The organism is Mesorhizobium sp. ANAO-SY3R2 (assembly GCF_042466635.1).
Taxonomy (GTDB): Bacteria; Pseudomonadota; Alphaproteobacteria; order Rhizobiales; family Rhizobiaceae; genus Aminobacter.
In genome coordinates this window covers 1429977-1444855 of the sequence record NZ_CP159955.1, presented here as the reverse complement: position 1 = coordinate 1444855, position 14879 = coordinate 1429977, and the positions used below count along the sequence as shown (strand labels likewise).

General features: G+C 63.0%; 13 protein-coding genes. 7 read left to right on the top strand and 6 right to left on the bottom strand.

The genetic code is table 11. From position 1 onward, the window contains the following. Positions 1 to 8: 8 nt before the first annotated feature. Complete coding sequence (locus tag ABSY17_RS11705) at positions 9 to 1064, bottom strand: hemin-degrading factor (RefSeq protein ID WP_378950518.1); 1056 nt, start codon at positions 1062 to 1064, stop codon at positions 9 to 11. Between the two features lie 11 nt (positions 1065 to 1075). Next, positions 1076 to 1300 (bottom strand): hemin uptake protein HemP, encoded by a 225-nt coding sequence (gene hemP, locus ABSY17_RS11700; RefSeq protein WP_378950515.1) that lies wholly within the window; start codon positions 1298 to 1300, stop codon positions 1076 to 1078. 203 nt (positions 1301 to 1503) lie between these two features. Between hemP and ABSY17_RS11695 the strand changes: the two genes are divergently transcribed. The 4 genes from ABSY17_RS11695 to ABSY17_RS11680 all read left to right on the top strand — a co-directional run bounded on the left by ABSY17_RS11695 (position 1504) and on the right by ABSY17_RS11680 (position 5813). Continuing rightward, positions 1504 to 3651: a TonB-dependent receptor domain-containing protein gene (locus ABSY17_RS11695; protein ID WP_378950513.1), complete on the top strand. Its 2148-nt coding sequence runs from the start codon at positions 1504 to 1506 to the stop codon at positions 3649 to 3651. Positions 3652 to 3695: 44 nt separating this feature from the next. Beyond that, positions 3696 to 4094 carry a hypothetical protein gene (locus ABSY17_RS11690; protein ID WP_378952613.1) on the top strand — a complete coding sequence of 133 codons (399 nt, stop codon included), beginning with the start codon at positions 3696 to 3698 and terminating at the stop codon, positions 4092 to 4094. 10 nt (positions 4095 to 4104) lie between these two features. After that, complete coding sequence (locus ABSY17_RS11685; protein WP_378950510.1) at positions 4105 to 5397, top strand: TonB family protein; 1293 nt, start codon at positions 4105 to 4107, stop codon at positions 5395 to 5397. A gap of 101 nt (positions 5398 to 5498) precedes the next feature. Beyond that, the gene (locus ABSY17_RS11680; RefSeq protein ID WP_378950507.1) at positions 5499 to 5813 is read left to right on the top strand and encodes an antibiotic biosynthesis monooxygenase family protein; all 315 of its coding nucleotides are present in this window, start codon (positions 5499 to 5501) and stop codon (positions 5811 to 5813) included. Between the two features lie 73 nt (positions 5814 to 5886). Here ABSY17_RS11680 and putA read toward each other — a convergent pair whose 3' ends face one another. Next, entirely contained in the window at positions 5887 to 9489 is a 3603-nt protein-coding gene (gene putA / locus ABSY17_RS11675; protein ID WP_378950504.1) for a bifunctional proline dehydrogenase/L-glutamate gamma-semialdehyde dehydrogenase PutA, read from the bottom strand. Positions 9490 to 9657: 168 nt separating this feature from the next. Between putA and ABSY17_RS11670 the strand changes: the two genes are divergently transcribed. Next, positions 9658 to 10110 (top strand): Lrp/AsnC ligand binding domain-containing protein, encoded by a 453-nt coding sequence (locus ABSY17_RS11670; protein WP_378950501.1) that lies wholly within the window; start codon positions 9658 to 9660, stop codon positions 10108 to 10110. Positions 10111 to 10112: 2 nt separating this feature from the next. On the opposite strand, the gene ABSY17_RS11665 is transcribed toward ABSY17_RS11670, so the two are convergent. From ABSY17_RS11665 to ABSY17_RS11655, 3 genes are all read right to left on the bottom strand, one after another. After that, complete coding sequence (locus ABSY17_RS11665) at positions 10113 to 11321, bottom strand: cytochrome-c peroxidase (protein WP_378950498.1); 1209 nt, start codon at positions 11319 to 11321, stop codon at positions 10113 to 10115. A 4-nt stretch (positions 11322 to 11325) separates the two neighbouring features. Then, complete coding sequence (locus tag ABSY17_RS11660) at positions 11326 to 11766, bottom strand: FixH family protein (RefSeq protein WP_378950495.1); 441 nt, start codon at positions 11764 to 11766, stop codon at positions 11326 to 11328. A gap of 282 nt (positions 11767 to 12048) precedes the next feature. Then, entirely contained in the window at positions 12049 to 13506 is a 1458-nt protein-coding gene (locus tag ABSY17_RS11655; protein ID WP_378950492.1) for an NAD-dependent succinate-semialdehyde dehydrogenase, read from the bottom strand. A 368-nt stretch (positions 13507 to 13874) separates the two neighbouring features. Between ABSY17_RS11655 and ABSY17_RS11650 the strand changes: the two genes are divergently transcribed. Both ABSY17_RS11650 and ABSY17_RS11645 read left to right on the top strand, forming a co-directional pair. Then, on the top strand, positions 13875 to 14420 hold the full coding sequence (locus tag ABSY17_RS11650; RefSeq protein WP_378950489.1) for a histidine phosphatase family protein: 546 nt from the start codon (positions 13875 to 13877) through the stop codon (positions 14418 to 14420). 160 nt (positions 14421 to 14580) lie between these two features. Continuing rightward, complete coding sequence (locus ABSY17_RS11645; protein WP_378950486.1) at positions 14581 to 14862, top strand: acyl carrier protein; 282 nt, start codon at positions 14581 to 14583, stop codon at positions 14860 to 14862. The last annotated feature ends 17 nt before the right edge of the window (positions 14863 to 14879 follow it).

Genomic DNA, 14879 nt, shown 5'->3' with positions numbered 1-14879 from the left:
CGTGCCGGTTACGCTGCGCTCTGCTGCGGAGCCACCGCGAGATTTTCGACCAGACTGCGCCAATCCTCGCGCTCGCCTTGGCCTTCCTTGCGCTTGCCGAAGAACTGGATGATCATTTCCCCGTTGGCGTCATAGGCCTCGACCGAGGTCACATGGCCGTCCTTGGTCGGCTTGCGCACGGCCCACAGTTCCACAACATGGTCGGCGCGCAGATGGAGATGAAAGGTCTCGTCCATCACATTGATCCACGGCCCCATCGGCTTGATGTCCTTCACCGGGCCGGAATGGATCTGGATGCAGCCGTGGTTGCCGACGAAGCACATGATCGGCTGGCCGCTTTGGGCGGCCTGGTGGAATAGCGCCGATAGCGCGTCCTTCTCCAGCGTCCAGGCATAGTCGTTTCCAACCATGCGCATCGCCTGCTGGCGGCCGAGCTTGAGCGAACGCAGCATGCCGAAGAACTCGTGCGTATCCGTCAGGTTGCTCCAGCGCTGGCGCAACTCGTCGACGCTCGCCCCTGCGTGTTCCTCGGCTTTCTCCGCGCTAGCCGCCACCGTAGGCACCGAAGGCGACTGATCCGCGCTGACCAACCGATCGACCAGTGCCTGGTAGGCAGCAACGTCGGACGTGGGCCGCAGATGGATCTTGTGGACGGCATTTCCGGCAGCATCGAAGAACTGAAGGCTGCGGCGAATGTCGTCGCCGTCGCGCTTTTCGACCGCAAAGCCGTGAGCCCAGTTGGACGGAAAGATGCGAAGGTCGATGTCCTCGCCCAGCACCATCGCGGCATGCTTGCCCGGCACGACCTTGTCGTAGACACCGATCTTCTCGTGCACCGCACTTTCGTTGCGGGTCAGTGCCATGACCTCGCCCAGAGCTTCCAGGCCGGCCAGCAGGTCGTTGACGCGCGGTTCGATGCGTACCACGCCTTCGCCGGCATGGGCCGCAACCAATTCTGCCTCGGAAATGCCGAGCTGGGCCGCCAGATCACGCTCGCGCATCTTGGGGTTTTCTGCTCGGGCCTGCCGGATTTCGTGCGGGGCGGGTTTTACGCGCTGGTCCATGTCCAAACTACCTACTTGTTGAGAATGAGCTTGCCCTGACGGGTAATCTTGAGGCGGTAGAGCGCACCGCCATGGTCGATGCCGATCTCGAAATCGCCGAGGAAAAGCGACTCGCTGGTCAGCGTCCTGACGGCCAGCGAGCCGGCCATCGGACGCACCCCAACCTGGCCTTCGGTCCTGCGGTATCCGTGCCGGAATTGGCCCGAACGGAAATGGCTCGGATTGTGCGAATTCATCTCATTCCACTCCTTCATCCGTTCGCCGCGCCGACCCAATCCGGCGTGGCCATCAGGTCAAATCAAATTGTTGACTCGATCAATCATGTTTACTAGTCAGTGCAATACCGGAGTGATCGAGTCAACATTTAAGACACGCCGCGCAGACGAAAAAATGCAAGCGAGCACCAGGCGAGCCAGCAAGGGACATTTGGAGTTGGGACATGGGGCTTGTGGCTCGAAACAAGACTGCTCTGCTGGGCGGTGCAGCGATAATGGTGCTGGTCGGATTGCAGGCCGCGAACGCGCAAGAAGCGCAGACGAATGAACAGGACAAGAATGGCCGCGTAACGCTGCTGCAGCGTCTGGTGATCGGGACCGGCCTGGACAAGGTCGCCATCGACACGCCGCAATCCGTCACTGTGATCGATCAGGAAGACATCGACCGTCGGCAGCCCGAGACCATCGGCGAGATCTTCCGCGACATACCGGGCATCAACATCACCGGTTCGGAAAGACTGCTCGGCCAGAGCTTCAACATCCGCGGCATCGGTGCGCCGGAAAACACCGGCGACGGCGGCCGCATCATCGTCAATGTCGACGGCGCGCAGAAATTCTACGAGCAGTACCGGCTCGGCTCCTTCTTTTCCGAACCGGAGCTGTACCAGCGCGCTGAAGTGCTGCGCGGCCCCGCCTCGTCCACGCTCTACGGTTCGGGTGCGCTCGGCGGCGTCATCAATTTCGAGACCAAGGACGCCTCCGACTTCATCGCCGAAGGCCAGAACGGCGCATTGCGGCTGAAAAGCTCGTGGAACAGCAACGGCAATGGCTATCTGCTGTCATCGGTGCTGGCCCAGCGCTGGGGCGAGAATGCCGAATTCCTGCTGACCGGCAACTCTCGCGCCTCCGACGTCTACACCTCCGGCAACGGCAACGAGATACTCGGCACGAACTTCAAGGCCTGGTCGGGCCTTGCCAAGGGCACTTTCAACGTCGGTGACGAGGGCACGCTGCGGCTGTCTTACCAACAGTGGGATTCCGACCTCGACGACCAGCAGCTGTCGCAGACCAGCGCCACTGCCTTCTTCGGCCTGATCGATCGCCATATCGTCGACCAGACGGCCATCGCTTCTTACGAAAACCCGTTCGCCGACAACGACATGCTCGACGTAAAACTGTCGGCATCCTACTCCAACACCCACAACGAGCAGCGCAACGCCGATATGCGGGCGGCCTGCGGCACGGGCAGCATGGCGGTTGTCTGCGATTCGAACTACGCCTACGAAACCTGGCAGTTCAACGCCCAGAACACGATGGAATGGGTCGGCGACAGCTGGACGAACCACTTCACATTTGGGTCGCAGACTGGCTACCAGACCCGCGTTGCCGAAGCCTTCTTCAACGATGGCACGCAGTTCCCCGTTGCGTTCCACCCCGAGGGCACCGACCTCAAGACCGGTGTTTTCGCGCAAAATGAGTTCGTCTGGGACGACCGCCTGACGATCATCCCCGGAATGCGGCTCGACTGGCACAAGCTGACGCCGGATTCGGCGCTCGATGCACCATCGAGCGATGACACCGCCTTCTCGCCCAAGATCGCCGCTCTCTACAAATTCAACGATACGTTCTCGGTGTTCGGCTCTGTCGCACATACCGAGCGTTTCCCGACCATCGACGAGGTGTTCTCGACGGCGAGCTCATCCTCGACCTTCCTGCCGAGCCTCGGCCTGAAGAAAGAGCAATCCAACAATTTCGAGGCCGGCTTCGCCCTGTCCGGATCCGACCTGCTGCAGGCTGGCGACGCCGGCCAGCTCAAGGTCACCAGCTTCTTCAACGCCGTAACGGACCTGATCGCTCTCAACCGGCCGTTCACCGCGGGCTTCAACAACAAGCCGGGCTTCATCAACATCGAAGAGGCCGAGATCTACGGCTTCGAGGTCGAGGCCGCCTACGACGCCGACTACGTTTTCGCCAACGCAGGCTATTCCTACGTCGTCGGCAAGAACAAGCAGACTGGTGCCTATCTGACGACGGTCGCGCCGCACGAACTGGCGCTGACGCTCGGTGGTAAAATGCCCGACCACGACGTCACTTTCGGTTGGAAGGCGCGTTTTGTTGCCGGACCGCAAGATCCCGCACGCGACCGGAACACTCCCCCTGTCGGCGATCCGAATTCGACGCGCTTCGCCACGGCCTTCGACGTTCACGACATCTTCCTGACCTGGAAGCCGCAGGATGGCCAACTCGCCGGCTGGGAGACCAACCTCGGCGTCGATAACTTGTTCGACCGCCAATACAAGGAGTTCCTGATGAATGACGATGCCAAGGGCCGGACGTTCAAGATCTCCCTCTCCAAAGAGCTTGGGTGGTAACCATGCGATTTGGCACGCTCGCCATGCACGTGCTGACCGCAGCGATGCTCTGCGCGACGATGGCTAACGCCGTCGCGCAGGATGCGGCGCCGTCGCCTGCCCTGGTGCTGGAACTCAACGCAGCGCAGCCCTCCGACAAGGGCTGCCGCTTCACCTTCGTGGTGACCAACAATCTCGGCGCCGAACTTTCCAAGGCGGCGATCGAGGTTGCCCTGTTCAACGAAGCAGGGGTTGTCGACCGCCTGACCGTGCTCGACTTCAAGGAGCTTCCAGCAGGCAAGACCAAGGTCACACGCTTCGACCTGCCCGGCACCGACTGCGCCAAGGTCAGCCGCGTGCTGATTAACAACGCCACGGATTGCGTCGGCCAGGGCGTTGAACCTTCGGCCTGCCTCAGGTCGCTGCAAACCCAGTCCAAATCCGGCATCGCGTTCGGGATCTGAGGAGCAATCTGTGGGACTCGAACCGGCCTTTGCCAAAAATACCGCAGCCTGGCCGCTGGCCGGCTTCGGTGCTTGGCCGACCGAGCCCGACGACCCGGAATTTGCCATCCCGCGCGGCGCGCTCAGGATTTGCGCCCGCGATACCGCCGATCGAACCTATCTGGTTGACCAGAGTCCGCTGGTGTCGGTTCGGGCGAGCGAACCGCTGGCGCCCGTGGCAACCCTGGTCAAGCTTCGCAGCCGCAAATGGCTGGCCGCCGTCATGGCTTCGTGTGCACTCCATGCGGCGGTCGCCATGTTCTTCATCATGCGTAGCAACGATGAACAGGTGCTGATCGAAGGCAGCGCCAATGCCGGCATCACACTGCTCGGCAACGCAGCCGAGGATCAATCCGCAGCTGTAGATCTCTCCGAATTCGACCCAAGCACCGTCACCAACGTCACGATGGTGACCATGCTCGACGCCAAACCAGTGGAAACGATCGAGGCTCAGGCGGTCGCGCAGCCGGAAACGATCGAGGCTGTCGAGGTAGTCGCCGTCGAAACGCCTGTCACCGAAACCATCCAGCCGATATCGGACCAGCCGATCCAGCCAGCCGTGACCAGCCCGCTTCCCGAAATCCTGGCCACCGATACGCTGGAACCGGTTGAAGACGACAACATCGTCCAGAAACCGGTCGAACTGACCAAAGCCGAACCCGTCGAAATCGAAAAGCCTGAGCCTTCGGCCGAAGCTGAGGCAATCGCCGCCGAGGTCGACCCAGCGCCCGAGCCGGTTAAAAAGCCGCTCGAAAAACCCATCAGGAAAGCAGAGGCAAAGCCCGCCAAGAAACCGGAGAACAAGGCAGAGCAGCCGAAGAAGGCAGACAAGGCGCCGGCAAGGCAAGAAAAGCCTGCAAGAACCGGCTCAGGCGGCAGCGGACAGGCCGACACGCGCAAGGGTGAGGCAGACGGGGCCGCCAACGGCACCACGACGACCAAAGGCAAGAACGGAAACAGCGCCACCGCCGGAAATGCCGCAGTATCCAACTATCCAGGAAAAGTTCTTGCCAAACTGCGGCGCGCCTTGCGGGGCATCTCGCGCGGCGTGCGGGCGAAAGCGCAAAACGACGTTCACGTCGGTTTCGTCGTCGACGCCGCGGGCGGGGTCGGCGGGGTGCGCGTGGTGCGAAGTTCAGGCTCACCCGAACTTGACCGCGCCGCGGTCGAAATGGTGCGCCGTGCCGCCCCCTTCCCGCCCATTCCGCCCGAGGCCGGCCGCTCAAGCTGGCAGTTCACACTGCCGCTGGGTGTCGCCGGCTGACCGTCAAACAATCGACCGGAAGCCCCCCATCCACTATCGCTAACCAACCAGTGTGGCAAAATCGCCGGCAATTGCGGCGATGTGATTGAAAGGAAAAGCCAATGTACATCGCAATGAACCGCTTCAAGGTGAAGAACGGTACGGAGGAAGCCTTCGAGGATGTGTGGAAGAAGCGCGACTCGACACTTAACCAGATGAAGGGTTTTCGCGAGTTTCACCTGCTGCGCGGCCCGGTCAACGAGGCCGAAGGCTATACGCTCTATGCCTCGCACGCCGTGTGGGACAGCTTTGACGATTTCAGCGCCTGGACCCGGTCGGAGAACTTCCGCAATGCGCACAAGAACGCCGGCTCCTCCAAGGCGTCCTATGTCGGCCACCCGCAGTTCGAGGGCTTTTCGGTCGTCGAAGGCGCCTGAGCTTCGCGCCCGAATAGTTAGCACGAACGCTTACACGCAGGGGCAGACCGAGGTCCGCCCCTACCTTGTTTTACTACGCCGAGGCCAGCAGGCTGGCGTTGCCGCCTGCCGCCGTGGTGTCGACGCAAACCGCCCGTTCATGCGCATAGGCGGCCGGGTAGATCACCTCGCTGACCAGCGGAATGATCGTGCCCTTGCGCTCGGACAGCGCCTTGCGAACGATCTTCATGGCTCCCTGCGAACCCGAATAGGCAACAACGTCGATTGCCAGTGCGCGGGCTTCCAGTGGATCGGCGCAGCCGTCGAGCGCTGCGATCGGCAGCCCCTTGCCAAGCAGTGCATGCACCGCAGCCGACGCACCGGGTGCAACCGCCAGAACCGAATTGCCGGCCGCTAACGCCTGGATCGCCTGGGCCAGCAGCGTCTCGGCATCAGGCCCAAGGCACAGCACGCGGCCACGCGGATTGAGCGACAGCGTGTTGGCCTCGCCCGTCGGCCCGGGCAGGTCGACCTGGCCGAAGTCGACACTCGCAGCGGCAGCGACGATCGCAGCGCCCTTGCCACGCAGATGCTTGCGCAGGATGGCGATACGATCGTGGCGGCTAGCCCAGTCTCCGGCATCGACCAGATTGTCGACCAGCTCGGTCGCCGTAACCTTGCGCGCCTCCAGCTGTTCCGTTCCGGCTTCGGCAGCCTTGCGGAAGCGGCGGAGGTAGTGCGGGCCGCCCGCCTTGGGACCTGTGCCCGAAAGCCCCTCGCCGCCGAAGGGCTGCGAGCCGACGACCGCACCGATCTGGTTGCGGTTGACGTAGATGTTGCCGGCGTGGATGCGGTCGACAAGGTGCTGGACACGGCCCTCGATGCGGGTGTGCAGGCCGAAGGTCAGGCCGTAGCCCTTGCGATTGATCGCCGAAATCACATCGTCCAGCTCATCGGATTCAAAGGTTGCGACATGCAGCACGGGTCCAAAGACCTCGCGTGCCATCTCCTCGATGCCTTTGACGCGGAAGACGTGCGGCGCGACGAACCGGCCGTCGGCGGGTGCGTCAAGCTTGGCGATCAGCTTGCCCTTGGCCTCCATGTCGGCGCAATAGTCGCGGATCGAGGCTTGCGCTTCCTCGTCGATGACGGGACCGACATCGGTCGAAAGCTGCCACGGATCACCGATACTCAGCGCTTCCATTGCGCCCTTCAGCATCTCGACCATCTTCTTTTCGACATCGGTCTGGACGTAGAGCACGCGCAGCGCCGAGCAGCGCTGGCCGGCACTCTGGAAGGATGAGGCCAGCACGTCGCGGATCGCCTGCTCGGGCAACGCCGTCGAATCAACGATCATCGCATTCAGCCCGCCGGTCTCGGCGATCAGCATGGCGTCGGGCGCAGCCGTCTCGGCCAGCTGCCTTTCGATCAGTTTTGCCACTTCGGTCGAGCCGGTGAAGCAGACACCGGCAATGCGCGGATCGGCCGTCAGCGGCGCGCCGACAGTGGGGCCGTCGCCCGGCAGAAGCTGGATCACGTCTTCAGGCACGCCGGCCTCGCGCATCAGTTCGACCGCACGCGCCGCAATCAGCGGCGTCTGCTCGGCCGGCTTGGCAATGACGGTGTTACCGGTGACGAGAGCTGCCGCGATCTGGCCGGTGAAGATGGCCAGCGGAAAGTTCCAGGGCGAGATGCATACGATCACGCCGCGCGCCTCGGTGCCGGCCTCGGCGCGTTCGGCCTCGGCCGCGTAGTAGCGCAGGAAGTCGACCGCCTCGCGCACCTCGGCGACGCCATCGGACAGCGACTTGCCGGCCTCGCGGGTGGCGAGGGCGAAGAACTCGGGAGCATGGGCCTCGTAGAGGTCGGCGGTGCGGCGCAGGACAGCGGCGCGTTCGGCAACCGGCCTCCTAGCCCAGGCCGCCTGCGCCTCGAGCGCGAAACCGACGGCCGCCGGAACCTGTGCGGCAGTCGCCTCGGTCACTGTGCCGACGATGTCGTCGGGCTTGGCCGGATTGACGATCTTGCGCGAAGTGCCCGTCGCACCAGCCCGCGTGACCGGCGTGGCGGTCCAGCGCTCGGCGCCCGCGAATTCTGCCCTGGCCTTGTCGAGGGCGGCCAGCGTCACGGTGTCGGTGATATCCCAGCCCTTGGCGTTCTGGCGGCCGGCGCCAAAGATCGCCGCAGGTGCCGGGATTGACGGGTTGGATGCCGGGCCCTGCATCTCCACGGTTTCCAGCGGGTCGCGAGCGATATCTTCCGGCGCCACGTCCTCGTCGGTCAACTGATGCACGAAGGACGAGTTGGCGCCGTTTTCGAGCAGGCGGCGAACCAGATAAGCGAGCAGGTCCGAATGCGCGCCAACAGGTGCGTAGATGCGGCAGCGCGTACCTTCGGCCTTGCGCACGGTCTCGTGCAGCGCTTCGCCCATGCCGTGCAGGCGCTGGAACTCGAAGGAGGTGCGGTCCTTGGCCATCGACAGGATCGCCGCGACCGTGTGCGCGTTGTGAGTGGCGAACTGCGGATAGATGCGATCGGTCATCGACAAAAGCTTGCGCGCGCAGGCCATGTAGGAAACGTCGGTGTTAGCCTTGCGGGTGAACACCGGATAGCCCGGCAAGCCGAGCGTCTGGGCGCGCTTGATCTCGGTATCCCAGTAAGCGCCCTTGACCAGGCGAACCATGATATTGCGGTCGAGCTTGTTGGCGAGTGCATAGAGCCAGTCGATGGCGAAGGCCGTGCGCGGGCCATAGGCCTGCACGACGACGCCAAAGCCGTTCCAGCCTTCAAGTTGCGGATCAGCCAGGACGCGTTCGATGACGTCGAGCGACAGGTCGAGGCGGTCGGCCTCCTCCGCGTCGATGTTGAGCCCCATCCGGGCCCGCTTTGCGGCCACGCACAGCGACAGCAGCCGCTCGGCCATGACCGGCAGCATCTCGTCCTTGTGGGAGACTTCGTAGCGCGGGTGCAGCGCCGACAGCTTGACCGAAATGCCGTGGTTGTAGCGGATGTCGGCGCCATTGGTGCCGCTGTCGAGCGACGCGATCGCCTCGGCATAAGCGCGGTGATAGCGCAGCGCATCGGCTTCGGTGCGCGCGGCCTCGCCCAGCATGTCGAAGGAATAGAGATAGCCCTTCTGGATCATCGAGCGGCCGCGCTTGACCGCTTCCTTGATCGTGCGGCCGAGCACGAACTGTTCGCCCATTTCGCGCATCGCAGCCGCCACCGCCGTGCGGATGACCGGCTCGCCCAAACGGCGCACCATGGCGCGCAGCGTGCGTTCGATCGAGCCCTCGCCTTCGTCGAGTACGCGGCCGGTCAGCATCAGCGCCCAGGTCGAGGCGTTGACAAAGATCGAGCTCGAACCGCCCGAATGCGACGACCAGTCGTGCGGCGCGATCTTGTCCTTGATCAGGTCGTCCATCGTCTCGGTGTCGGGCACGCGCAGCAGCGCCTCGGCCAGGCACATCAGCGCCACGCCTTCCTTGGTCGACAAGCCGTAGGCCGACAGGAAAACCTCCATCAGCCGCGGGTCGGTCGAGCCGCGCACGGCGCGCACCAGATCCGCGGCGCGGGCGGATATCGCCTTGCGCTCGTCAGCCGAAAGCGCAGCGGTTGCCGACAACCGCTTTACGGCTTCGGCTTCATCGGGAAGATAGTTGGCGCGGATTTGCTGGCGTATGGCGTCGAGGGGCATGGCGTTCCTGTCGAGCAAATTGAACTGCGCCCGGCGGAAACTTGCGGCCGAGCCTTTCGCCGAAAGTTAACACATGGCTCGAACTCCGGCCGGTCCAAATAGTTCGACATCGCAGGTCAAAACGCCTACGTTCACCACGAAGTCATTGTCATTTGAGCCGCAGATCCCATGGCAGAAGACCAATTGGACCGCATAGACCGGAACATCATGTTCGCGCTGACGCGTGACGGTCGCCTGTCGATGTCCGAGCTTGCCACAAAAGTCGGACTTTCCAAGACCCCAGTGCAAGCGCGCGTGAAGCGGCTCGAAAAGGATGGCTTCATCAAGGGCTATCAGGCGATCATCGACAGCGAGCGCATGGGCGAAGGCCACGTCGCCTTTGTCCAGGTCAAGCTTTCGGATACGCGCTCGGCGGCACTCGACGATTTCAACCGTGCGGTTCAGGGCGTGCGCGAGATCGAGCAGTGCCACATGATGGCGGCGAGCTTCGATTATCTGCTCAAGGTTCGCACCAAGGACATCGCCGCCTACCGGCGCGTGCTCGGCGAGCGCATCTCCGCCCTGCCCCACGTCGCCCAGACTTCGACCTTCGTGGCGATGGAGACGGTCAAGGACCGCTGAGCTCAGTCCGACAAGGTCTTCAGGAAGGCCACCAGCGCGGCGCGCTCGCGATCGGAGAGCGAAATCGGATGGACTTCGGACTCGCCCTCGATGCTGGCCGGCGCCTTGGCATAATGGCCGACGACATCCTCAAGCGTCGCGAACTGCCCAGCATGCATGTAGGGCGGACGGTCGGCCACACCGCGTAGCGATGGCGTTTTATAGGCGCGCACCAGCTCCGGCGACGACTTCTGCATGTAACGCAGCTCGCCACAGGCCTCGTCGCTGCCGTCGCGAAAGCGCCCGAAGCAGTTGAACGGATCGGTCAGAACTTCATCCACGACTGCGATGCGCCCGCGATCCAGAGGCAGCGTTTCGACCGGCGGTACGCCGGTATTGTGAAAATGGCTGTCGGTGAAGCGCGGGCCGGTGTGGCAGGTCGAGCAATTGGCCTTGCCGATGAACAGTTTCAGGCCGAGTTTCTCCTCATCCGAGAGCATGGCATCGTCCGAAGGCGAAGCGCCTGTTACGACGGTCTTCGCGAACCGGTCGAAGCGCGTCTCGCCATGAGTGATCGACCGTTCAAAAGCGGCCAGTGCCTTGCCGATGTCGGAGAATATCAGGTCTATGTCTTGCCGCTGCTCGTCGGTCATGGCCGCCCAGGCGGACTGCTCCGCCGGTGTGCCAACTGGTCCAGCGTTCGCAGGCAGGCCAGACAGGTCAGGCAACGGGCGGAAGATGCGCTCGTAGCGCTCGCCGAAACGGCGCTTGAGATAGTGGGCATAAGCGGTTCGTGTGCCCGCATGCTCGAGTGGGTTTTCGAGCGGAACCAGCGCCTGCGCCCACAGGCTGTCACGCCGGCCATCCCAGAAAAGGAATGGATCGCGCGCCACCCCGGCCAGCGGCATGGTCCGCCTGTTCGTCTGGCCGACGCCTACGCCTCGCGGCAGATCGTCCTGGAACTGCCGATCGATCTTGTGGCAGGTGCCGCAGGCGACATTGCCATCACCGCTCAACCCTGTATCGAAGAACAGCGTTGCCCCGAGCGCGGCGGCACCCGGATCGTCGGCGAAGCGATTAGTCGGATCGGCAGGCAGCGGCGCAAGTGCGGAAAGCGACATCGCGGCGATGGTGCGCCTTTCGGCATCGCTAAAGTCCGCGTCGCTGCAGCCTGCCAGCGTGGCGGCCAGCGCGGTCGCCGCAATCAGCCGTCTGGGCAGACCGCGCGCCATGGCCTCAGAGCACCAGGTTGAACGTGGCTTCGTCAGTTCCCGCGGCAGCCTCGATCGCCAACTTCAGTTGCCACCAACCGCCCATGGAGAACTTCACACCCTCGATGCGATAACGCCCGTCGCCGAGATAGGCCGTCGCCTGCGGGCTGGTCGGCAAGCCATGCGCGTGCTCGGGCATGCCGCCGCCGATGGTGATCGTGGCATCTTCAACCGGTGCACCCTGCCGCGTCTTGACCGTCACCACCCAGGAATGCAGTTCGCCTTGCCTGATGTCGCCAGCCTCAGGAGCAATCTCCACCGAGAATACGCCTTTGGCCGAGTTCTTCGAGCGCGCAAGGTCCGGCCCCGGTGCTGCCGGCGCGGTCAGGTAAACGATAGCGAGGAAACCAACCGCCAGCGCCACCAGCCCGATCCCCCCGACAACCATGCGCCACGTTGAAGTCAATTCGCTATCTCCCCGCTCCTGCCAACGACTGCGCCCCGTCTTGCCTTGCCAGGCATCAGATTCGCCAGCCAGAACCATGGCGCAGCGGCGCTCCAAACTCCACCAAGGAAAACCCGCAGCCGTCATTCACCAGAAGGCAAAAAGCTTCTGAAACAACACTTTACCTGCATCTCCGGACTCAATGTCTCAGCGCAAGAAACTGGCAAACGCCTCTTCCTAAAAGGAAAGCGCGCGACACCTTCCAAGATGTCGCGCGCTTTCGAATACCCGAAAGGACTAAATTCAGAGACCCAGCCCGCCGATGCAGACATATTTGGTGTCGAGATAGTCCTCGATGCCCTGATGCCCGCCTTCGCGACCGAGGCCGGATTCCTTGACGCCACCGAATGGCGCCTCGGGCGTGGTGATCAGGCCTTCATTGACGCCGACCATGCCGTATTTCAGCCCTTCCATGACACGGAAGGCGCGGCCGAGATTGCCGGTATAGAAGTAGCAGGCCAGGCCGAACTCGGTGTCATTGGCCAACTTGATGACCTCCGCTTCCGTCTCGAACTTGAAGACCGGCGCGACTGGCCCGAAGATTTCTTCCTTCATGAACTTCATCGCGGGTGTAGCATCGGCGATCACGGTCGGCTCGAAGAACGAGCCGCCGAGCGCGTGGCGCTTGCCACCGGCAACGACCTTGCCGCCCTTGGCGGTGGCGTCGGAGATGAACTCCTCGACCTTCTCGACTGCCTTTTCGTCGATCAGCGGGCCCTGCTGCACGCCTTCATCGAGGCCGGAGCCGACCTTGAGCTTGCTGGAAGCTGCGGCAAACTTCTCGACGAACTTGTCGTAAATTCCCGCCTGAACGAAGAAACGGTTGGTGCAGACGCAGGTCTGGCCCGAATTGCGGTATTTCGCAGTGATCGAGCCTTCGACCGCCCGATCGATGTCGGCATCATCGAAGACGATGAACGGCGCATTGCCGCCCAGTTCCATAGACACCTTCTTGACCGTGGAGGCTGACTTTTCAATGAGCAGCTTGCCGATCTCGGTCGAGCCGGTGAAGGTGATCTTCTTGACCAGCGGGTTGGCGCAGATCTCGTCGCCGATCTCGCCGGCCGAACCGGTCAGAACGTTGACCACGCCCTTCGGGAAGCCGACTTCCTCGCACAGCGCGCCCCAGGCAAGGCCGGAATACGGGGTCTGCGAGGCCGGCTTGACGACTGCCGTGCAGCCGGCGGCGAGTGCCGGCCCGAGCTTGCGCGACAGCATCGAGGACGGGAAGTTCCAAGGCGTGATCGCGGCGATGACGCCGACCGGTTCCTTGGTGACGAGGATGCGGCGGTCGGCCCAGGGCGACGGCACGACATCGCCATAGGCACGACGGGCTTCCTCGGCGAACCAGAGCACGTAGGCGGCCGACGAACCGATCTCGCCCTTGGCCTCGGTCAGCGACTTGCCCTGCTCGATGGTCAAAAGCTCGGCCAGCACATCCTGGTTGTCCATGATGGCGTCGTGCAGCTTGCGCAGCAGCTTCGAGCGCTCGAGCGCCGAGGTCTTGCGATAGGTCTTGAACGCCTCGTTGGCGGCCTCGATGGCGCGCCGCGTCTCGGCTGCACCCGACCTCGGCACGGTGCCGATCTTGAGGCCCGTCGCGGGGTTGATGACGTCGATGGTCTTGCCGGAATCGGCCTGCACCCACTCGCCGTTGATGAGATTGGCCTGCCGCATGAAATGGCTGGTTTTCTGAAGCATGGCTTCGCCTCCTTTTAGGGCGTCGGATGGACGCAGACTTGAACTTGACGACCGTCCCGGACGCGTCAGTGCGTACAGCTCCCACTGCGGACTAGTCGATCCAGACTAGTAGCTCGCGGCAAGGCCGCCGATCAACCTCATTATGGCACAAATACTTTGGGCCAGCGCTGTCCAAAACCCGGCGTTGCAGCGTCAGCCGGAAGGCCGCGGCGATGGCGGTTCCGGATGTCGCGTTGGCCATGTGATATGAGGCCAGCGCCCCATTGGCACCGGGTACGCCAGCCGACGATGCCGCGTCTTGAACACGTCGCCTTGCCTTTCAATCGGCTTTGACATCCCTATATCCGCAACGCCGGCCAGGATCCTTCATGCTCAGAATTGCTATTGCCATCTTCCTTTTGTCTTTTGCGTTGCCTGCCCAGGCTACCGAGGCCGGTTGGGCGTTGCTGCGCAATGGCGGCCATGTCGTGCTGCTGCGCAACGCCATGACCACCGGCACCGTCGAGCCGCCAAACTTCGACATCGAAAAATGCGCTACCCAGCTCAACCTGTCCGAGCGCGGCCGCCAGCAGGCGCGCAAGATCGGCGCGCTGTTCGCCGCCCGCGCCGCGCCTGTAGAGAAAGTTCTGGCCAGCCGCTATTGCCGGACGTTGGAGACGGCGCGTCTGGCATTTGACGACCAGAAGGTCGAGCCTATGCCGGCGCTCGATAAACCAACCGAAGCGACCGCCGAAGCCGATGTCGCCGCCGTCATGGACATCATCCGCAGCTACTCGGGCTCAGACAACATCGTGCTCGTCACCCACCTCGAAAACATACAGGCACTGACCGGAACGTCGGCGCGCGAAGGCGAAGCCTTGATCGTCGGCCTGCAAGGAGACAAGCTGCATGTGCTTGGCCGTATCGTCTTTTAGCCGCATGCCAGTCCTGCATTCCGCAGGGTACGGGGCCAGGCGTCGCGGCCAAAGCGCAGGATTTGGCCTTTTCCTGTCCGGAAAAACCGATTAGACAGCCCACAAAACCATAGTGCAGAATCTGCTTCGGGTTCATGACCGCCTCATCAAAGGAAAAGCCGTGTCCACGACATTCGACAAAGTCGCCAAGATCATAGCCGAGACCAGCGAGATCGATATCGACACCATCACGCCCGAGAGCCACACCATCGACGATCTCGGCATCGACAGCCTCGACTTCCTCGACATCGTCTTTGCGATCGACAAGGAATTCGGCATCAAGGTGCCGCTCGAAAAGTGGACGCAGGAAGTCAATGACGGCAAGGCCTCGACCGACGAGTACTTCGTCATGAAGAACCTCTGCGCCAAGATCGACGCGCTCGTCGCCGCCAAGACCGCCTGAGCACGCCGAAGCTGTCC

Coding starts and splice junctions, on each gene's coding strand:
- ABSY17_RS11705 (WP_378950518.1), bottom strand. CDS start 1,064: ATGGACCAGCGCGTAAAACCCGCCCCGCACGAAATCCGGCAGGCCCGA.
- hemP (WP_378950515.1), bottom strand. CDS start 1,300: ATGAATTCGCACAATCCGAGCCATTTCCGTTCGGGCCAATTCCGGCAC.
- ABSY17_RS11695 (WP_378950513.1), top strand. CDS start 1,504: ATGGGGCTTGTGGCTCGAAACAAGACTGCTCTGCTGGGCGGTGCAGCG.
- ABSY17_RS11690 (WP_378952613.1), top strand. CDS start 3,696: ATGCTCTGCGCGACGATGGCTAACGCCGTCGCGCAGGATGCGGCGCCG.
- ABSY17_RS11680 (WP_378950507.1), top strand. CDS start 5,499: ATGTACATCGCAATGAACCGCTTCAAGGTGAAGAACGGTACGGAGGAA.
- putA (WP_378950504.1), bottom strand. CDS start 9,489: ATGCCCCTCGACGCCATACGCCAGCAAATCCGCGCCAACTATCTTCCC.
- ABSY17_RS11670 (WP_378950501.1), top strand. CDS start 9,658: ATGGCAGAAGACCAATTGGACCGCATAGACCGGAACATCATGTTCGCG.
- ABSY17_RS11665 (WP_378950498.1), bottom strand. CDS start 11,321: ATGGCGCGCGGTCTGCCCAGACGGCTGATTGCGGCGACCGCGCTGGCC.
- ABSY17_RS11655 (WP_378950492.1), bottom strand. CDS start 13,506: ATGCTTCAGAAAACCAGCCATTTCATGCGGCAGGCCAATCTCATCAAC.
- ABSY17_RS11650 (WP_378950489.1), top strand. CDS start 13,875: ATGCTCAGAATTGCTATTGCCATCTTCCTTTTGTCTTTTGCGTTGCCT.